This window comes from Kineococcus glutinatus (assembly GCF_039542765.1).
GTDB lineage: Bacteria > Actinomycetota > Actinomycetes > Actinomycetales > Kineococcaceae > Kineococcus_A > Kineococcus_A glutinatus.
In genome coordinates this window covers 1-19,155 of record NZ_BAABIL010000200.1, presented here as the reverse complement: position 1 = coordinate 19,155, position 19,155 = coordinate 1, and the positions used below count along the sequence as shown (strand labels likewise).

At 75.4% G+C, this 19,155-nt stretch carries 16 protein-coding genes; 15 read left to right on the top strand and 1 reads right to left on the bottom strand.

The window, feature by feature from the left end; translation table 11 throughout:
* From ABEB16_RS08580 to ABEB16_RS08510, 15 genes are all read left to right on the top strand, one after another.
* On the top strand, nt 1–392 hold a 392-nt coding region (locus ABEB16_RS08580), incomplete at its 5' end, for an SDR family oxidoreductase (RefSeq protein ID WP_345711840.1).
* A gap of 215 nt (nt 393–607) precedes the next feature.
* Nucleotides 608–1,378 carry a MerR family transcriptional regulator gene (locus tag ABEB16_RS08575; protein WP_345711839.1) on the top strand — a complete coding sequence of 257 codons (771 nt, stop codon included), beginning with the start codon at nt 608–610 and terminating at the stop codon, nt 1,376–1,378.
* 183 nt (nt 1,379–1,561) lie between these two features.
* Entirely contained in the window at nt 1,562–3,130 is a 1,569-nt protein-coding gene (locus ABEB16_RS08570; RefSeq protein ID WP_345711838.1) for an LCP family protein, read from the top strand.
* An 86-nt stretch (nt 3,131–3,216) separates the two neighbouring features.
* Nucleotides 3,217–3,690: a GNAT family N-acetyltransferase gene (locus ABEB16_RS08565; RefSeq protein ID WP_345711837.1), complete on the top strand. Its 474-nt coding sequence runs from the start codon at nt 3,217–3,219 to the stop codon at nt 3,688–3,690.
* 269 nt (nt 3,691–3,959) lie between these two features.
* A complete protein-coding gene (locus tag ABEB16_RS08560; RefSeq protein WP_345711836.1) occupies nt 3,960–4,616 on the top strand; it encodes a GntR family transcriptional regulator in 657 nt (218 codons plus the stop codon).
* 139 nt (nt 4,617–4,755) lie between these two features.
* Nucleotides 4,756–6,126, top strand: a complete 1,371-nt coding sequence (locus ABEB16_RS08555) for an MFS transporter (protein WP_345711835.1) — start codon at nt 4,756–4,758, stop codon at nt 6,124–6,126.
* 98 nt (nt 6,127–6,224) lie between these two features.
* Complete coding sequence (locus ABEB16_RS08550; RefSeq protein WP_345711834.1) at nt 6,225–7,097, top strand: transketolase; 873 nt, start codon at nt 6,225–6,227, stop codon at nt 7,095–7,097.
* Nucleotides 7,098–7,153: 56 nt separating this feature from the next.
* Nucleotides 7,154–8,164, top strand: a complete 1,011-nt coding sequence (locus ABEB16_RS08545; RefSeq protein ID WP_345711842.1) for a transketolase family protein — start codon at nt 7,154–7,156, stop codon at nt 8,162–8,164.
* A 12-nt stretch (nt 8,165–8,176) separates the two neighbouring features.
* Complete coding sequence (locus ABEB16_RS08540) at nt 8,177–8,938, top strand: SDR family NAD(P)-dependent oxidoreductase (RefSeq protein ID WP_345711833.1); 762 nt, start codon at nt 8,177–8,179, stop codon at nt 8,936–8,938.
* A 97-nt stretch (nt 8,939–9,035) separates the two neighbouring features.
* Nucleotides 9,036–12,455, top strand: a complete 3,420-nt coding sequence (locus tag ABEB16_RS08535) for a pyruvate carboxylase (protein WP_345711841.1) — start codon at nt 9,036–9,038, stop codon at nt 12,453–12,455.
* Nucleotides 12,456–12,475: 20 nt separating this feature from the next.
* Nucleotides 12,476–13,747, top strand: a complete 1,272-nt coding sequence (locus ABEB16_RS08530; RefSeq protein WP_345711832.1) for a GNAT family N-acetyltransferase — start codon at nt 12,476–12,478, stop codon at nt 13,745–13,747.
* 3 nt (nt 13,748–13,750) lie between these two features.
* Nucleotides 13,751–16,519, top strand: a complete 2,769-nt coding sequence (locus ABEB16_RS08525) for a winged helix-turn-helix domain-containing protein (RefSeq protein ID WP_345711831.1) — start codon at nt 13,751–13,753, stop codon at nt 16,517–16,519.
* Nucleotides 16,516–17,382, top strand: a complete 867-nt coding sequence (locus ABEB16_RS08520; RefSeq protein ID WP_345711830.1) for a hypothetical protein — start codon at nt 16,516–16,518, stop codon at nt 17,380–17,382. Before ABEB16_RS08525 ends, ABEB16_RS08520 begins: the two co-directional genes overlap by 4 nt.
* Before the next feature lie 81 nt (nt 17,383–17,463).
* Nucleotides 17,464–18,405 (top strand): hypothetical protein, encoded by a 942-nt coding sequence (locus ABEB16_RS08515; RefSeq protein ID WP_345711829.1) that lies wholly within the window; start codon nt 17,464–17,466, stop codon nt 18,403–18,405.
* A gap of 111 nt (nt 18,406–18,516) precedes the next feature.
* Complete coding sequence (locus ABEB16_RS08510; RefSeq protein ID WP_345711828.1) at nt 18,517–18,891, top strand: hypothetical protein; 375 nt, start codon at nt 18,517–18,519, stop codon at nt 18,889–18,891.
* A gap of 19 nt (nt 18,892–18,910) precedes the next feature.
* On the opposite strand, the gene ABEB16_RS08505 is transcribed toward ABEB16_RS08510, so the two are convergent.
* Nucleotides 18,911–19,155, bottom strand: a 245-nt coding sequence (locus tag ABEB16_RS08505; protein ID WP_345711827.1) for an ATP-binding domain-containing protein, incomplete at its 5' end; no start/stop codon positions are given.

Sequence of the window (19,155 nt, the reverse complement as noted above, 5' to 3'; positions counted from 1 at the left end):
CCACCCTGCTGCTGGTCAAGGAGTTCGCCGCGCAGCACGACGACTCCCGCCCCGGCGGGCGCGTGCTGCTGTTCACGTCCGGGCAGTACCACGACGCGATGCCCGCCGAGCTGCCGTACATCGCCTCCAAGGCCGCGCTGCACGAGCTGACCCGCAGCCTCGCGGTGCACCTCATCGGTCGCGGGATCACGGTGAACTGCGTCAACCCCGGGCCCAACGACACCGGGTACGCCGACGAGGAGGCCCGCGCCGCGGTGGCCCGGCTGAACCCCGGCGGGCGGTGGAGCACCCCCACCGACACCGCCCGGCTGGTGGCGTGGCTGCTCGGCGACGAGGCGGGCTGGGTCACGGGTCAGACCATCGCCTCCGACGGCGGCTGGTCCTCGCGCTGACCCGTCCCCCTCCCCCGGGCGCCCATCTCCGGGTTTGAGCGCTCGACGCCGGCCCTCGGGGCGCCCGAACCCGGAGATGGGCGCTCCGAGAGCTGGTCAGAGGCGCCCGAACCCGGAGATGGGCGGACGAGGGCGCGGATCCCCGATGAAGGCCTTGACCTTGACGCAGCGTCAACTCCTACCGTCGAGCACGAGGACGACGCGGGAGGTGTCAGGTGCTCTGGTCCATCCAGGAGCTGGCCCGGTCGGCGGGCGTGACGAGCAGGACGCTGCGGCACTACGACGCGGTGGGGCTGCTCGAGCCGGCCCGCACGGGCGGCAACGGCTACCGGTACTACGACTCCGGCAACCTGCTCCGCCTGCAGCGGATCCTCCTGCTGCGCGAGCTCGGCCTCGGCCTGAAGACCATCGCCGAGGTGCTCGACGGTCCCGGCCGCGACGGTCGGGACCACCAGCGCGGCGCCGCCGAGGCGCTGCGCACCCACCTGGCGCTGCTGGAACAGGAGCAGCAGCGCATCGCGCGGCAGATCGAATCGGTGCGGACGACGATCCGCAAGGTGGAAGGAGGGGAGCCGCTCGTGGCTACCGAGGTGTTCGACGGGTTCGACCACGCGCAGTACGAGGAGGAGGTGACCGAGCGCTGGGGCCGGGACGCGTGGCAGCGCGGCCAGGACTGGTGGGGCTCGCTGTCGGAGGAGGAGAAGCGCGCGTTCGGCCAGCGCCAGCTGGACATCGCCGCGGACTTCGGCCGGGCCAAGAAGGCGGGCCTCGCGCCCGACAGCGACGAGGTGCAGGAGATCACCGGCCGGCTGCGCGACTGGCTGGCCGTGACCCAGCCGCAGGTCGGCGCGGAGTACTTCACCGGCCTGGGCGAGATGTACGTCGCCGACGACCGCTTCCGCGCCAACTACGACGTGCACGCGCCGCAGACGGCGGAGCTGATCCGCGACGCGATGGTCGTCTACGCCGGGCGCCACCTGGCGTGAGGCCCGCATCCCGGGCCCCGCCACCGCGGAAAGGACCCTTTCCGCGGTGGCGGGGGCGCCCGGACGACGGAAAGGGTCCTTCCCGCGGCCCGCCGGGCCCCGCCTGTGTGGGTTGTGCGCGCACCCGGCGGGGACGCTGCAGCCCGCGCTGCGGCTGCCGATGGGTCGCTTATGGTGGCGCTCGTGCCGAGATCGCAGCCCTCGAGGACCGAGGGCACCTCCGCCGACGCCGCGGCCCGCGACCTGCCCGGCACGGGCCGCCTGCCGCGCGGCCGGCACGCCAGCCACCAGCACGGCGTCGCGTACCGGCTGCTGCGTGCCGCCGGCGTCGGCGTGCTCGGCCTCTCGGTGGTCGCGGCCGGGGGCGGCGCCTACGCCTGGTACCGGCTGCAGGGCAACATCAACGCCGAGAGCATCACCGACCGCCTGGGCATCCGCCCCGACACCGAGGCCACGGTGGACCCCACGACGGGGCAGAGCGCGCTGAACGTCCTCGTCATGGGCAGCGACACCCGGGAGCTGGCCGACGGCACGGGCGACGAGTACGGCGGCCTGGAGGCGGCGGAGGGCGCCCGCTCGGACACCACCGTCCTCGTGCACCTGGCCGCCGACCGGCGCAGCGCCACCCTCGTGAGCATCCCGCGCGACTCGATGGTGCAGATCCCCGACTGCACGGCGGACGACGGCACCGTGGTCGCCGCGCACCGCGGCCAGTTCAACTCCGCGTTCTCCGAGGGCGGCACCGCCTGCACGGTGAAGACCGTGGAGAGCGTCACCGACGTGCTGATCGACCACTACGCCGTCGTGGACTTCAGCGGCTTCCGATCGATGATCGACGCCCTCGGCGGGGTGACGATCTGCACCCCGGAGGACATCGAGGACAGGAAGGCGAACCTGTACCTGCCGGCCGGCACCCACGAGGACGTGGACGGCGAGACGGCGCTGGCCTACGCCCGCGTCCGGTACATCGGCGACGGCTCGGACATCTCCCGCATCGGCCGCCAGCAGGCCCTGATGTCCTCGATGGTGCAGAAGGTGCTCAGCTCCGACGTGCTGCTGCGCCCGGACCGGCTGTTCTCCTTCCTCGACGCGGCGACGAAGTCCGTCACCACCGATCCGGAGCTGGCCAGCCTCAACCAGATGCGCCAGCTCGCGCAGAGCCTGCAGAAGATGCCCGCCGACGGCGTCCGCTTCGTCACCGTCCCCAACGAGCCCGACCCCCGCAACGACGCGCGGGTGGTGTGGACGGCCGCGGCGGACGAGCTGTGGCGGCAGATCCGCACCGACACCACCCCCGGCGCCACCCCGAGTCCCTCCCCGACGGCGAGCACCGACCCGTCGACGTCGTCGGCGCTGACCATCCCGCCGCAGCGGATCTCCGTGCAGGTGCTCAACGTCGGCGGGGAGACCGGGGCCGCCGGGCGCGCCGCGCAGGCGCTGGGTGCGCTCGGCTTCACCGTCACGGGCACCGGCGACGGCGAGGCGACGGCCTCCACCGAGGGGGTGCACGTCCGCTACGGCCCCGACCGCGCCGACAGCGCCGCCACCGTCACGGCGTCCTTCCCCGGCGCCACCAGCGCCGTCGACCCCGCCCTCGGCAGGGGCATCGTCGTAGAGGTCGGCACCGGGGCGCCCGCACCGGTCGACGTCAGCGCGCGCCTGGTGACGCCCAGCACCCCGACGTCGACCGGCGGCGCGACCCCGGAACCGACGATCACCGCCCGCGTCGCCACCGACGACATCTGCGCCTGAGCACGCGCGGGGGTCCGCGCCCGTCCCCGTCCTGACCGATCGCCCCGGACCTGCCAGTGTGGTGCCGTGACCGATCGGACGGTTCCGTGATCGTCAACCTGCGGCGGGCGGGGGAGGCCGACGCCGACGCCGTGGCCGACGTCTGGCTGCGCTCGCGCGCCGAGGCGATGCCGTGGCTGGCCGTCGTCCACACCCCCGAGGAGGTGCGGGCGTGGGTGGGGGAGCACCTCATCCCCGGTGCCGGCACGTGGGTGGCGGTGGTGGACGAGCGGGTCGTGGGGGTCGCGGCGATCGCCGAGGGCTGGCTGGAGCAGCTCTACGTGCTGCCCGAGGCGCAGGGGCACGGCGTGGGCCGCAGCCTGCTGGACGTCGCCAAGGAGCACAGCGGCGGGCACCTGCGGCTGCACGTGTTCCGGCGCAACACCCGCGCGCAGCGCTTCTACGCCTCCGCGGGCTTCGTCGTCACCGGTGGCACCGAGGGTGACAACGAGGAGGGCGAGCCGGACCTCGTGATGACGTGGCGGCCCGACGGCGAACCGGAGGACGGCCTGCCGGCGTAGGCCCCGCCCCACCGGTCCCGGGCCGCTGACACCCCTGCTGCACCGAGCGCGCGACACACCGTCCTGCGGTGCGACCTGCGCGGCGCGCTGCGTCCTGGGTGCAGCAGGGGTGTCAGCGGCTGCGTCCGCAGGACGTGTCCGCGGGGGCGGACGTGGCTTCGGGACGTCATCCGCGAGGTGACAGCCAGCTGACCGGCGACGGCCCGTGTGTCGAGTGTCGGCAATACGATGGTGGCCCGTCCCCCGATCCGGCCCAGGGAGATCTCGCCATGGCTGTCGAGCCGTTGCCCAGTCTGGACCGCAGCACCCTGCGGGAGCGGGCCCTGGTGGCGGTGCGCTCGGCGATCCTGACGGGCCGGTACGGCCCCGGGGACCACCTGGGGGAGGTGGAGCTCGCCGGCAGCCTGGGGGTGAGCCGCGGCACGGTGCGCGAGGCGCTGCGCCACCTGCAGCAGGAGGGGCTGGTGGTCGCGGGCGCGCGCGGGATGCTGCGGGTGCGGGCGCTGTCACCGCAGGAGGTGCGGGAGCTGTTCGCGGTCCGGGCCGCGCTGGAGGGCCTGGCCATCTCCGAGCTGATCGCCTCCCCGCGCCGGCAGGAGGCCGCGGCCCGCCTGCGCGCCGAGCTGGAGCGCCTGGAGGAGGACCCCGACGACGTCCTGGCGTCCCTGGAGGCCGATCTCGGTTTCCACCTCCTGCTGTGCCAGCTTGCGGGCAACTCCATGCTCGTGGACGCCTGGCGCCACCTGGAGGGCCGCATGCGGGTGACGATCATGAGTTTCGGCGAGACGACGGCGAAGGGCCTGATGTCGGCGCAGCGGCACCTGCCGATCGTCGAGGCCGTCGAGCGGGGCGAGGTGCCCGCCGCCAGGGCGGTGATCGAGGCGCACATGGCCGGCGCCGCCGAGGCGTACGCCCGACCGCGGTAGCCGGCGGGCGGTGGGCCGGGGGTTGACAGCCCCCGGCGGGGCGGCCCACCATGAAGCCACGGCCGACTGTCAACACTCGGGAGTCAACGCCCCGACCGGCCGGATGGGTCGCCCGTTCTTCCGATCGATGGAGATCACCATGACGGACCTGCGCCAACCGTTCCCCGCCCCCGGCGCCGGGGCCTCCCCCGAGCGCCACCCGGTGCAGGGCACCGACGCGCGCAAGAGGGTCGCGGTCGGTTCCTCGATCGGCGCGACGATCGAGACCTACGACTTCATCGGCTTCGGCACCGCGGCGGCGCTGTACTTCAACGAGGCCTTCTTCCCCTCCCGCGACCCGCTGTCCGGCACCCTGCTCTCCTTCGCCACCCTCGGCATCGGTTTCGCCGTGCGCCCGCTCGGCGGCATCGTCGGCGGCTACCTCGGCGACCGCATCGGCCGCAAGCCCGTCCTCGTCGGCTCGCTGCTGCTGATGGGCATCGCCACCGTCTGCATCGGCCTGCTGCCCACCTACGCGCAGGTGGGCGTCTGGGCCGGCGTGCTGCTCACGCTCGTCCGCGTCGTGCAGGGCCTCGCCTTCGGCGCGGAGTGGGGCGGCGCCATCCTCATGACCTTCGAGCACGCCCCCTGGCGCAAGAAGGGCCTCTACACCGGCATCACCCAGGCCGGTTTCCCCCTCGGCCTGCTGCTGGCGAACGCGGCGTTCCTGCTCAGCGTGCCGCTCGGCGGCACGTGGGCGTGGCGGGTGCCGTTCCTGCTCAGCGCCGTGCTCATCGCCGTCGGGATCGTCATCCGGCTCAAGGTCGAGGAGTCGCCGGAGTTCACCGAGCTCAAGGACGAGGGCGAGGTCGCGAAGAACCCCCTCAAGGACGTCCTGCGCGACGACTGGCGCAACATCGTCCGGGCGTTCTGCCTGCGGGTGGCCGAGACCGCCGGGTACGCCGTGTCCGTGACGTTCGTGCTCACCTACCTGCGGGAGGAGGAGCTCGCCGACCGCACCCTGACGCTGACGGCCCTCATGACCGCCGCGGCGCTGGGCATCATCGCCACCACGGCGTGGGGCGCGCTCACCGACCGCGTCGGCCGCCGGCCCGTCTACCTGCTCGGCACCGCCATCACCGTGGCGTGGGGCGTGCCGCTGTTCCTCGTCCTCAACACCGGCGCCGCCGTCGCGATCGTGCTGGCGTTCATCGTCAGCTACACCGTCTGCCAGAACTGCCTCGCCGGTGTGCAGGGCGCCTGGTTCTCCGAGCTGTTCTCGGTGAAGACCCGCACCTCCGGCGCATCGCTGGCCTACCAGCTGTCCGCCGTCGTCTCCGGGTTCACCCCGTTCGTCGTCGTGTTCCTCTACGACGCCGCCGGCTGGGTCGGTCCCGCGCTGCTGTTCAGCGCCTACGGCCTGTGCGGGTTCGTGGCGGCGCTGGTGACCCGCGAGACGTGGGGACCGGCGCAGCGCGCGGAGGTGGACCGCATCGAGCGGGACGCCCTCGCCGCGGCGCGCACCGCCTGACCCGCCGCCCGCCCCACCACGGGCGCGAGCCGTCGCGCCCACCCCACCGCTTCGCGACCACCACACCGTGGGACCGCCACGGCCGACCGGAGGACGACATGACAGCACTGCACACCGTGCCGGCGCGCGGCACCGAGGACCGGGCCGAGCGGATCGCGCGGCTGAGCGCGGCCGCGCACCGCATCCGCCGCCACGCCCTCGACATGGGCGAGGTGCAGGGGCAGGGCTACATCGGTCAGGCCCTCGGCGTCGCCGACGTCCTCGCCGTCGTGTACGGCGACCAGCTGCGGTTCCGCCCCGCCGAGCCGGAGTGGCCCGACCGCGACCGGTTCCTGCTGTCGATCGGGCACTACGCCATCGCGCTGTACGCCGCGCTCGCCGAGGCGGGCACCATCGACGCCGCCGAGCTGGAGACGTACGGCTCCGACGGCTCCCGGCTGCCGATGTCGGGCATGGCCTCCTACACCCCCGGCATGGAGATTTCCGGCGGCTCCCTCGGGCACGGCCTGGGCGTGGCCACCGGGATGGCCCTCGGGCTGCGCCTGCAGGGCAACCCGGCGCGGGTGTTCAACCTGCTCTCCGACGGTGAGCTGGACGAGGGCTCGACGTGGGAGGCGGCCATGGCCTGCGCCCACCACGGCCTGGACAACGTCACCGCGATCGTCGACGTCAACGCGCTGCAGGCCGACGGCCCCACCGCCGGGGTGCTGCGCACCGAACCCGTCACGGACAAGTGGCGCGCCTTCGGCTGGCACGCGCTGCGCGTGGACGGCAACGACATCGGCGCGCTCGTCGACGCCTTCGACGAGCTGCGCGCGCACCGCGGTTCCCCCTCGGTGCTGATCTGCGACACCCGCATCGGCCACGGCGTGCCGATGCTCGCCGAGCGGGAGAAGGCGCACTTCATGAAGGTGGCCGAGCACGAGTGGGACCTGGCCCGACAGCAGCTGGGCGAAGGGAGCCCGGCGTGAGCGCCACGACCACCTCGACCCCCGGCGCCGGGGGCGCGAAGCTGAAGACCTCGGCGATGATCGCCTCGTTCGCCGACCCGGGGCAGCGCACCGCGCCCGCTCCCTTCGGGCACGCGCTGGCCCGGCTCGCCGAGCAGGACGCGCGCATCGTGGGCCTGTCCGCGGACCTGGCCAAGTACACCGACATGCACGTCTTCCGCGACGCGCACCCGCAGCGGTTCTTCCAGATGGGCATGGCCGAGCAGACGATGCTCGGTGCCGCCGCCGGCATGGCCGAGGTGGGCCTGGTGCCCTTCGCCTCCACGTACTCGGTGTTCGCGACCCGCCGCGCCTACGACTTCCTGTGCCTGGACATCGCCGAGCCGAACCTCAACGTGAACGTCGTCGGTGCGCTGCCGGGGCTGACCACCGGCTACGGGCCCAGCCACCAGGCCACCGAGGACCTCGCCATCCTGCGCGGCTGCCCGAACCTGACGATCGTCGACCCCTGCGACGCCGTGGACATCGAGCAGGCCGTCCCGCAGCTGGCCGCCGCTCCCGGCCCGACGTACCTGCGGCTGCTGCGGGGCAACGTGCCCTCGGTGCTGGACGAGTACGACTACCGCTTCCAGCTGGGCAAGGCGGCGGAGCTGCGCACCGGCCGCGACGTCGTGCTGATCTCGACCGGCCTCATGACGATGCGGGCGCTGCAGGCGGCGCAGCGCCTGGAGGCCGACTCCGTCGACGTCGCCGTGCTGCACGTGCCCACCGTCAAGCCGCTGGACCGCGAGGCGGTGCTCGCCGCCGCGCGCACCGACCGCCTCGTGGTGACCCTGGAGAACCACACCGTCGTCGGCGGCCTGGCCGAGTCGGTGGCCTCCACCCTCGCCTTCGCCGGCGTCGGGACCCGCGTGGTGCCGATCGCGCTGCCGGACGAGTTCCTCGCCGCCGGCGCGCTGCCCACCCTGCACGACCGCTACGGGCTGTCCACCGACGCGATCGTGCAGCGGGTGCGCGCCGAGCTCGGCGGCACCCCGCGACCCACCCGGCCGGGTGCCGCCCAGCCCACCGTCCCGCCCACCGCCTGAGAAGAGGACCCCGTGCCCGTCTCCGAACTCACCGCCGTCGTCACCGGCGGGGCGTCCGCCCGCGGCATCGGGCGGGCCACCGCCCACGCCCTCGCCGCCTCGGGGTGGAACGTCGCGATCCTCGACCTCGACGAGGCCGGCGCCAAGGACGCCGCCCACGAGGTGGGGGAGCGTTCCGGCTCCCGCACCGCGGGCATCGCCTGCGACGTCACCGACGAGGACTCGGTGGCCGCGGCGCTCACCGCGCTGGACGCCGTGCTGCCCCCGGTGGGTGCGCTCGTCAACAACGCCGGCATCACCTCGCCCGTCCCGTTCTGCGAGGTCAGCGGGGCGGAGTGGGACCGCGTCTTCGCCGTCAACGTCCGCGGCGCCTACAACATCACCCGCCGCCTGGTGCCCGGCATGGCCGAGCGCGGTTTCGGCCGCGTCGTCTTCCTCTCCTCGGTCTCCGCCGAGCGCGGCGGCGGGGTGTTCGGCGGCGTGGCGTACTCCGCGGCCAAGGCGGCCCAGCTCGGTTTCGCCCGGGCGCTGGCCCGCGAGGTCGGGCCGCGCGGGGTCACGGTGAACTCCGTGGCCCCGGGCCTCATCGACACCGACATCACCGCCGGTGGCCTGGACGCCGACCGCGAGCGGGCGCTGCTGGCCGGGGTCCCGATGGGGCGCAAGGGCCGCACCCGGGACGTGGCCGACCTCATCACCTACCTGTGCCGGGAGGAGACGTCGTACGTCACCGGCGCCACCTACGACGTCAACGGCGGTTCGCACATCCACTGACGTTCCCGGCGGCGCTGCCGTGACCGCAGCGCCCCCGCGTCGCACGCCCCTTCCCGATCTGGACAGCTGGACGGAGAACCCCATGGCGCCTGCACCGATGTTCCGCAAGGTCCTCGTCGCCAACCGGGGGGAGATCGCGGTGCGCGCGTTCCGCGCCGCCGTGGAGCTGGGGGCGCGGACGGTCGCGGTGTTCGCGCACGAGGACCGCAACGCCGTGCACCGGAGCAAGGCCGACGAGGCCCACCTGATCGGCGAGCAGGGGCACCCGGTGCGGGCCTACCTCGACGTCGGCGAGGTCCTGCGGGTGGCGCGGGCCTCCGGCGCCGACGCGGTGTACCCGGGCTACGGGTTCCTCTCGGAGAACCCGGACCTGGCCCGTGCGTGCGCGGACGCCGGGATCGCCTTCGTCGGCCCACCGGCGCGGGTGCTGGAGCTGGCGGGGAACAAGGTCGCGGCGGTGGCCGCGGCGCGCGCCGCCGGGATCGCGACCCTGGAGTCCTCCGCCCCGTCCTCCGACGTGGAGGAGCTGGTCGCCGCGGCGGAGGTCGTCGGTTTCCCGGTGTTCGTCAAGGCCGTCGCCGGGGGCGGGGGGCGCGGCATGCGGCTGGTGGCGACGCGGGCGGAGCTGCCCGACGCGCTGGGGGCCGCGATGCGCGAGGCGGCCGGGGCCTTCGGGGACCCGACGGTGTTCCTGGAGCGGGCGGTGCTGCGCCCGCGGCACATCGAGGTGCAGGTCCTGGCCGACGCCGCGGGGGAGGTGGTGCACCTCTTCGAGCGGGACTGCTCCCTGCAGCGCCGGCACCAGAAGGTCGTCGAGATGGCTCCCGCCCCCCACCTCGACGACGACGTGCGGCGGGCGCTGCACCGCGACGCGGTGACCTTCGCGCGCAGCCTCGGGTACGTGAACGCCGGCACCGTGGAGTTCCTGCTGGCCACCGCGGGGGAGCGCGCGGGCGAGCACGCCTTCATCGAGATGAACCCCCGCATCCAGGTCGAGCACACCGTGACCGAGGAGGTCACCGACGTCGACCTGGTGCAGGCGCAGCTGCGCATCGCCGCCGGGGCGGGGCTGGGCGACCTCGGCCTCACCCAGGAGCGCATCACCGTGCGCGGCGCGGCCCTGCAGTGCCGCATCACCACCGAGGACCCGGCCAACGGTTTCCGCCCGGACACCGGGCGCATCACCGCCTACCGCTCCGCCGGCGGGGCCGGGGTCCGCCTGGACGGCGGGACCCTGCACGCCGGGGCGGAGGTCTCCCCGCACTTCGACTCCCTGCTGGTCAAGCTCACCTGCCGCGGCCGCGACCTCGACGCCGCCACCGCCCGCGCCCGGCGCGCCCTGGCGGAGTTCCGCATCCGCGGGGTGGCCACCAACATCTCCTTCCTGCAGGCCGTGCTGGACGACCCGGACTTCCTCGCCGGGCGCGTGGACACCGGCTTCATCGCCGAGCACCCCGGTCTGGCCGCCGCGCGCGTGCCCGCCGACCGCGGGACGCGGCTGCTGGGCTACCTCGCCGACGTCACCGTGAACACCCCGCACGGCCCCGCGCCCGCCCTCACCAGCCCCCGGCGCAAACTGCCCGGCACGGACCTGTCGCGCCCGGCCCCGGACGGTTCGCGGCAGCGGCTGCGCGAGCTCGGCCCGGAGGGTTTCGCGGCCTGGCTGCGCGCGGAGCGGCAGGTCCACGTCACCGACACCACGTTCCGCGACGCCCACCAGTCGCTGCTGGCCACCCGGGTGCGCACCGCCGACCTGCTGGCGGTGGCACCGCACGTGGCCCGCACCCAGGCGCAGCTGCTGAGCCTGGAGTGCTGGGGCGGGGCCACCTACGACGTGGCGCTGCGCTTCCTCGGCGAGGACCCCTGGGACCGCCTGGCCGCCCTGCGCGAGGCGGTGCCCAACATCTGCCTGCAGATGCTGCTGCGCGGGCGCAACACCGTCGGCTACACCCCCTACCCGCTGGCCGTGACCGACGCGTTCGTCGCCGAGGCCGCCGCCACCGGCGTCGACGTCTTCCGCATCTTCGACGCCCTCAACGACGCCGACCAGGTCGTGCCCGCCATCGCCGCGGTGCGCGCCACCGGAACCGCCGTCGCCGAGGCGGCCCTGTGCTACACCGGCGACCTCGCCGACCCGGGCGAGGACCTCTACACCCTGGACTCCTACCTGCGCCTGGCCGCGCGTTTCGCGGAGGCCGGCGCCCACGTGCTGGCGATCAAGGACATGGCCGGGTTGCTGCGCCCACCCGCGGCCCGCCGCCTCGTCACCGCGCTGCGCGCCGAGTTCGACCTGCCGGTGCACCTGCACACCCACGACACGGCCGGCGGGCAGCTGGCCACCCTCACCGCCGCGATCGAGGCCGGTGTCGACGCCGTCGACGTCGCCTGCGCCGCGATGGCCGGCACCACCAGCCAGCCCCCGATGTCCGCCCTCATCGCCGCCACCGCCCACAGCGAGCGCGAGACCCCGCTCGACCTGCACGCCGCCACCGCGCTGGAGCCGTACTGGGAGGCCGTGCGCTGCCTCTACGCCCCGTTCGAGTCCGGCCTGCCCGGACCCACCGGGCGGGTCTACGACCACGAGATCCCCGGCGGGCAGCTGTCCAACCTGCGCCAGCAGGCCACCGCCCTGGGCCTGGGGGACCGCTTCGAGGCGATCGAGACCACCTACGCCGCCGTGGACCGGATCCTGGGCCGCCTGGTGAAGGTCACCCCGTCCTCCAAGGTCGTCGGCGACCTGGCCCTGCAGCTGGTCGCCCACGGCGTCGACACCCCCGCGGCGATCGCCGGGTTCGCCGAGGACCCCGGCAGGTTCGACCTGCCCGACTCCGTCATCGCCTTCCTCGCCGGCGAGCTGGGCACCCCGCCCGCCGGCTGGCCGGAGCCGTTCCGCACCAGGGCGCTGGCCGGGCGCAGCATCCGCAGCACCGCGCCCGAGGTCGCACCCGACGACGCCGCCGCGCTGACCCGGCCCGGGCGGGAGCGCCGCGACACCCTGAACCGCCTCCTCTTCCCCGGCCCCACCCGCGAGCACCTCGAGCACCGCGCGACGTACGGGGACACCTCGGTCCTGGACACCGGCGACTACCTCTACGGCCTGCGGCCCGGTGTGGAGCACGTCATCGACCTCGAACCCGGCGTCAGCCTCATCACCACCCTGGAAGCGGTCTCCGCGGCCGACGAGCACGGGGTGCGCACCGTGCTGACCACGCTGAACGGCCAGATGCGCCCGGTGCAGGTCCGCGACCGCTCCATCGCCGTGGACGTCCGCAGCGCGGAGAAGGCCGACGCCGGCGACCCCGACCAGGTGGCCGCGCCCTACGCGGGCGTCGTCTCCCTCACCGTCGGCGAGGGGGACGAGGTCGCGGCTGGGCAGGTCGTCGCCACGATCGAGGCGATGAAGATGGAGGCGGCCATCACCGCTCCCCGCGCCGGTCGGGTGGACCGCCTCGCCGTCGCCGCGGTGCAGCCCGTCGACGCCGGCGACCTGCTGCTCCGGCTGCGCCCCAGCACCTGACGCGGCCCTACCCTGCGGTGGTGACCGCCGACCCGGGCCCCGCCGCCGTCGACGTGCGCCTCGCCGGGCCGGGCGAGGGCCGGGCCTGGCACCGCACCAAGCAGCTCGGGTTCCTGGCCCACCCCGCGCCCGACGCGGAGGTCGACGCGTGGTGGGACAGGCACTTCGAGCCGGGGCGCTTCCTCGGCGGGTGGGACGGGGAGCTGTGCGTCGCCACCTCGCGCAGCATCCCGCTGGAGCTCACCGTCCCCGGCGGCCGGGCGCTGCCGGCGTCCGGCATCGCGAGCGTCACCGTCAGCCCCACCCACCGCCGCCGCGGCCTGCTGCGCCGCCTCGTGCACCGCGAGCTGGAGCTGGCGCGCGACCGCGGTGAGGCGGTGGCCCTGCTGACCTCCGCCGAGCACGCCATCTACGGCCGCTTCGGTTTCGGGCACGCCCTGCGCCACCGCGGGTTCGCCGTCGACGTCGTCCGCTCCGGCCGCCTCCACCCCGGGGTGGGGGAGCTGCGCGACGGCGCCCGCATCGAGCTGGTCCCACCGGACCGGTTGTGCGAGGTCGGCCCCGACCTGCACGAGCGGTTCCGCCGCAGCCGGCCCGGGGCGATCACCCGTTCCGCGGCGGACTGGGGCTACCGGTCCGGGGAGCTCACCGTCCCCGGCGCCACGAGCTCCCCGTGCACCACCGCGGTGCACCGCGAACCCGGCGGGCAGGTCAGCGCCCTGCTCAGCTACGTCACCGACCGCGCCTACCGCGACGGCGACCCCGACGCGACGATGACGGTCGTCGACCACCTCGCGGTGGACCCCCGCGCCGCCGCCGCCCTATGGCGTTTCGCCCTCGACGTCGACCGGGTCCGCCACGTCGTCGTGCCGAACACCGCCCCCGACGACCCGCTGCTGCTGTGGCTGGTCAACCCCCGGGCCGCCAGGCCCGTCGGCGGCGGCGTCGAGGACCTGTGGGTGCGGGTCCTGGACGGGCCGCGGGCGTTCGCGGCGCGCACCTACGAGGTCCCCGGCCGGGTGGTCCTCGACGTCGACGACCCCCACGGCCACCTGGCCGGCCGCTGGCTCCTGCACGCCGGCACCGACGGCACCGGGACCCTCACCCGCACGGACCTCCCCGCGGACCTGCGCACCGACGCCGCCACCCTCGGCGCCGTCTACCTCGGGGGACTCCCGGTCGCGCAGTTCGCCGCGGCCGGTTTCGTCACCGAGCAGCGCCCGGGGGCGGCGGCGGAGCTGGGGCGGGTGCTGCGGACCTCGACGGCCCCGTGGTGCCCGGACGAGTTCTGACCCGTGCCCGCGCCGTTGCTCGAGACGAAGCTGCACCCCCCGCGGCACCGCAGCGGGGCGCTGCCGCGCCCCCGGCTGGCGCAGCGCCTGGACCGCGGCCTCGGGTGCCGGCTGACCCTGGTCAGCGCCCCGGCGGGTTTCGGCAAGACGACCCTGCTCGCCGAGCGCGCGGCCGCGTGGGCGGCCGGCGGCGCGCGGGTCGGGTGGCTCTCCCTGGACGGGCAGGACGACGACCCGGGCGTCCTGTGGCCGTACGTGGTGGCCGCGCTGCAGGCCGCGGCGCCCGGGACGGGCGCGGACGCGCGGGCGCTGCTCGGGTCGGGCGCGCCCACCGGCGCGGTGCTCACCTCCCTGCTCAACGACCTGCACGCCGTCGCGGGCGACGTCGTCCTGGCGCTCGACGACGTGCACCACCTCCGGTCCCGGGAGGTGCACGACGGGCTGGGGTTCCTGCTGGAGCACCTGCCCGCGAACGCGCACCTCGTGCTCGCCGGCCGCACCGACCCCGCGCTGCCCCTGGCCCGGCTGCGCGCCCGCGGCGACCTCGTGGAGGTCCGCGCCGCCGACCTGCGCTTCACGCCGGAGGAGGCCGCCACCTACCTCGCCGGGGCGACCGGGTCCGCGCTCGCACCCGCGGACGCCGCCGCGCTCGCGGCGCGCACCGAGGGCTGGATCGCCGGTCTGCAGCTCGCGGCGCTGTCGCTGGAGGGCAGGGACGACGTCGCCGGTTTCGTCGCCGGTTTCGCCGGGGACGACCGGTTCGTCGTCGACTACCTGCTGGAGGAGGTGCTGCAGCGCCAGCCCCCGCACGTGCGCGGGTTCCTGCTGTGCACCTCGGTGCTCGGCAGGCTGACCGGCCCGCTGTGCGACGCGGTGACCGGTGGACCCGGCGGCGCCGCGGTGCTGGAGGCGCTCGACCGGCAGAACCTGTTCGTCGTCGCCCTCGACGACCGGCGCCGCTGGTACCGCTACCACCACCTGTTCGCGGACGTGCTGCGGGCGCGGCTGCTCGACGAGCGGCCCGGGGAGGTCGCCGCGCTGCACGGGCGAGCGAGCGAGTGGTTCGAGCAGCACGGCGACCGGCCCGAGGCGATCGCCCACGCGTTCGCGGCCGGCGACGTGGAGCGCGCCGCGCACCTCGTCGAGCTCGCCCTGCCCGCGCTGCGCCGGGACCGGCAGGAGGCCACGATGCACCGCTGGCTCGCGGCGCTGCCCGACGACGTCCTCCGCACCCGGCCGGTGCTGAGCGTGGGGTACGCGTCGGCCCTGATGAGCCTCGGGGACCTCGCGGGCGTCGAGGAACGACTGCGCGACGCCGAGCGGTGGCTCGTGCCCGCCACGCCCGGCGCCGACCGCACCACCCCGCCCGCGGGCGCCGTCGTCGCCGACGTGCAGGCGTTCGGCGCCCTGGCCGCGGGCATCGCCGTCTACCGGGCGGCGCTCGCCCGGGCGAGGGGTGACGACGCGGACGCGGAGGCCCGGGCGCGCCGCGCGCTCGAGTCGGGCGATCCCGGCGCCCACCTGGAGCGGGGGGCCGCCGCGGGCCTGCTCGCCCTGGCGCGGTGGTCGGCCGGCGACCTCGCGGCCGCGCACGCCTCGTGGGGCGAGGCCGTCGCCAGCCTCGAACGGGCCGGGCACGTCGCCGACGCGTTCGGCGGGCGCATCGCCCTCGCCGACATCCGCATCGCGCAGGGCCGGCTCGACGACGCGCGGCGCACGTACGAGGAGGGGCTGCGGCTCGCCGCGGACCACGGCGGCCCGGTCCTGCGCGGCACCGCAGACCTGCACGTCGGCCTGGCCGACGTGCTGCGCGAGCGCGGCGACCTCGCGGGGGCCGCCCACCACCTGCGCACGAGCGAGGCCCTCGGTCCCGGCGGCGCCCTGCCGCAGCACCCGCACCGGTACCGCGTCGCGCTGGCCCGCCTGAGGGTCGCCGAGGGCGATCTGGACGCCGCGGTCGCGCTGCTGGAGGACGCCGAGCGCGTCTACGACGCCAACTTCTTCCCCGAGCCCCGGCCGGTCGCCGCCGAGCGGGCGCGGGTGCGGATCGCGCAGGGCCGGTGGGCGGAGGCGCTCGCCCGGGCCGCCGAGCGCGGCGTCACCGCCGACGACGAGGTGGTGTACCTGCGCGAGTACGAGCACCTGGTGCTGGCCCGGGCGCTCGTCGCCCGCGGCGCGGCCGAGGGGGACGGGCGCGTCCTCGCCAGTGCCACCCGGCTGCTGGACCGCATCCTGGCGGCAGCGGAGGACGGCGGCCGCGGCGGCAGCGTCATCGAGGCCCTCGTCGTCCACGCCCTCGCCGCCTCCGCGGCCGGCGACGGGCCGTCCGCCCTCGCCCACCTCGCCCGCGCGGTGGCGCTCGCCGAACCCGAGGGGTACGTGCGGGTGTTCGCCGACGAGGGCGCCGCCCTGCTGGGGCCACTGCGGGCGCTGGCGCCCCGGGAACCCCACGCCCGCCGGCTGCTCGCCGGGCTCAGGGCGCCGCACCGGGCCGCCGGCGCCGGGGCGCGCAGCGGGCAGGTCCTCGTCGAGCCGTTGAGCGCGCGTGAGCTCGACGTGCTGCGGCTCCTGGCGTCCGAGCTCGACGGACCGGGCATCGCCCGCGAGCTCGTGGTGTCCCTCAACACCGTCCGCACCCACACCAGGAACGTCTACGCCAAGCTCGCCGTGCGGAACCGGCGGGAGGCCGTGCGCCGTGCGACCGAGCTCGGCCTGCTCGGGGCGCGCGTTCGCGCCCGTGGTGGCGACGGGAGCGGCACACTGCCGTCATGACGGGGACCGAACTCCACAGCGGCAACTCCGCCGGCCCCGCGGACACGCCCGCCGATGGTTTCGGTGCCGGTGCGGTGCGCTGGTGGCGCCGGCTGGCCGGCGCGGGCGTCGTGTCCCTCCTCGCCCTGGGGTTCGGGGTGCTGGCGATCGACGACCTCGACCGGGACGGCCGCGTCTGGGCGCTGCTGGTGCTGGCCTGCACCTACACCGGCGTGCTGGTCTCCCGGTTCGTCTCCGGCTCGGCGCGCGGTGGCGCGCTGGTGGCCCGCCACGCCGCGGCGGGCACCGCGCTGGGCCTGGTGCTGGCCCTGGTGCTCACCGTCGCCTTCCCCGGCAGCCCGGAACTGTTCGTGCTGTGGGCGGTGATCTGCTTGCCGTCCGGTGCGCTGGTCGGGGCGGGTGCTGCTGCTGCCGCGCTGCTGGTGCCCCAACGGGCCGCAGCGGTGGTGGCCGTGGCGGGCGTGCTGGCCGCCGGGGCGCTGGCCTACCTCGCGTTCCGCCCGCTCGCGCCGCACGACCTGTTCGCCGTGGAACCCACCGAGCAGGTCGCCGCCGCCGGTGGAGCCGGAGGTCTGGCCGAGCGCACCCGTGAGGCCGTCGAGCGCATCGGCGCCGGGGGTGACCTGCGGACCGCGACGACGTGGGAGACGGTCGCGTCACAGGTCTCCACCGGGCTGGGCGACGCCCAGGCGCACCTGCGGTTCACCCCGGCGGAGGACCTGCCGACGTCCGCGCTCACGGGTGAGCGGGTGCGGCTGATCACCGTCGAGGTCCGCGGGCAGGACTCCGCGTGCGTCATCGTGGATGTGGACGCGGCTCGCGTGGCGGACGACGCCTGCCGGGACCTCGACCTCACCCGCTGACCGCGCTGTGCCGTGCGCCCTCCCCGGCGGCCTCACAAGGCACGTAGGGAACGGGCCGCGGCCCGGCCGCGTCGAAGCGTCATGACCTCGCGCCTGGTCGCCCGGCTCGGGCTGTCCGCCGTCGTGTTCGTGAGCGCGTGCGGGCAGCAGCCCGCGCCCGGTGCTGCACCGGGCAGCGACCCACCCGCCGTGGCGCCCGCCGACGTCGCACGGCCCGACCTCGTGCCCGACGAGCACCCGGGGCCCTTCGAGGCCACCGGCTTCGTCTTGCAGGACGCCGGCCACGGACCGCAGCTCTGCACCGGTGCGATCGCGGCCTCGCTGCCCCCACAGTGCTGGGGGACCGACCTGATCGGCTTCGACTTCTCCTCCCTGCCCGCCGGCTCCTACGAGTCGGTGTCCGGGAGCCGGTACGGGGACTTCGTCGTCACCGGGGTGCTGCAGGGTGAGGCGATCCGGCTCACGGCACCCGCCCGCCCCGCCGGCCCGGACGACGGACCGCCCCCGCCGGAGCCGTCCTTCGCCAGCCCCTGCCCCGAACCAGCGGGCGGCTGGCGGGCGCCGGACCCGGCGCGGGCCACCGAGGAGGCCCTGCAGGCCGCATGGGTGCGGGCCGAGGCCGTCGAGGGGTACGGACTGCTGTGGATCGACCAGTCCATGCTGACCCCCGAGGAGATCGCGGCGGAAGCGGTCAACGACCCGCTGCGCTACGTCCTGAACGTCTCCACCACCGGGGACCTGGCCGAGATGGAGGCCGCGGTGCGCGCGGTGTGGGGTGGTGCGCTGTGCGTCAGCGCCGCGGCGCACTCCGACGCGGAACTGACCTCCGCGCGGGACGCGCTCGCCGAGGACGAGCTCTCCGGTGCGGGGTCGGCGCTGGTGGACCTGCAGCTGGACCAACTCGCCGGGCAGGTCACCGCCACGGCCCTGCTGGCCCGCGAAGCCGACCAGCGTCGCCTCGACGAGCGGTTCGGCGTCGGGGTCGTGCGCTTGAGCAGCGTCCTGCGGCCACCTGCCGGCTGACGCGCGGGAACCGGTCGCCGGGGCGCGCGGACGCGGTGCCAGCCCCGGAAGTGCTCGGCCAGTTCCTCCACCGCGGAGGGCACGTGCCGTACCGGGCTCTACCGTTGCCGGATGGAGCACTTCGACGAAGCCCGTGCGATCTGGAAGGCGTACGTCCCCCGCTCGGGTCAGGCCGAGACCGTCCAGGGCGAGCTGCTGCGCGCGGTGGAGAAGCTGCGCGATGAGGCCCAGCGCAACGGCAACGGCAACTGGGACAGCGGCTTCGTCATCCTCATCGGCTATCTGCGCTCGGTTCTCACGGTGTCGGAAGCGTTCGACGCCGCGACCACCGCCGTGATCGAGCAGGACCTCGATCGTCTCCTCCACCACGAGAGTCCCGAGGTCGCCGATGAGCCGTACGACCGACTCACCGACCGCGTCGTGGAGTGGTGCCGCCTCCATCGCGAGCCGGTACCCCACGAGCGCAACCCGCGCCTGCACCGCTGAGCACCCGCCCACGCCCTGCTCACGCCTCCTCGACCACCGGGAGAAGGGTCAGCGTCCGGGTGGCGCGGGTGAGGGCGACGTACAGGTCGTGGTGCCCGCGCGGGCCCTGTGCGGTGATCGCGTCAGGGTCGGCCACCACGACGTGGTCGAACTCCAGGCCCTTGGCCGCACGGGGGCTCAGCACGCTGATGCGGGCCCGAACCCCGCCCACCGCCCGCCCACCGCCGTCGAGGGCCCCGTCGATGCGTGCGAGGAGGTCGGTGG

What these genes read in the sequence shown, in the direction of transcription:
- ABEB16_RS08550 (WP_345711834.1), top strand. Translation starts at nt 6,225, where the DNA reads ATGACAGCACTGCACACCGTGCCGGCGCGCGGCACCGAGGACCGGGCC.
- ABEB16_RS08545 (WP_345711842.1), top strand. Translation starts at nt 7,154, where the DNA reads ATGATCGCCTCGTTCGCCGACCCGGGGCAGCGCACCGCGCCCGCTCCC.
- ABEB16_RS08515 (WP_345711829.1), top strand. Translation starts at nt 17,464, where the DNA reads ATGACCTCGCGCCTGGTCGCCCGGCTCGGGCTGTCCGCCGTCGTGTTC.
- ABEB16_RS08520 (WP_345711830.1), top strand. Translation starts at nt 16,516, where the DNA reads ATGACGGGGACCGAACTCCACAGCGGCAACTCCGCCGGCCCCGCGGAC.
- ABEB16_RS08535 (WP_345711841.1), top strand. Translation starts at nt 9,036, where the DNA reads ATGTTCCGCAAGGTCCTCGTCGCCAACCGGGGGGAGATCGCGGTGCGC.
- ABEB16_RS08560 (WP_345711836.1), top strand. Translation starts at nt 3,960, where the DNA reads ATGGCTGTCGAGCCGTTGCCCAGTCTGGACCGCAGCACCCTGCGGGAG.
- ABEB16_RS08555 (WP_345711835.1), top strand. Translation starts at nt 4,756, where the DNA reads ATGACGGACCTGCGCCAACCGTTCCCCGCCCCCGGCGCCGGGGCCTCC.
- ABEB16_RS08510 (WP_345711828.1), top strand. Translation starts at nt 18,517, where the DNA reads ATGGAGCACTTCGACGAAGCCCGTGCGATCTGGAAGGCGTACGTCCCC.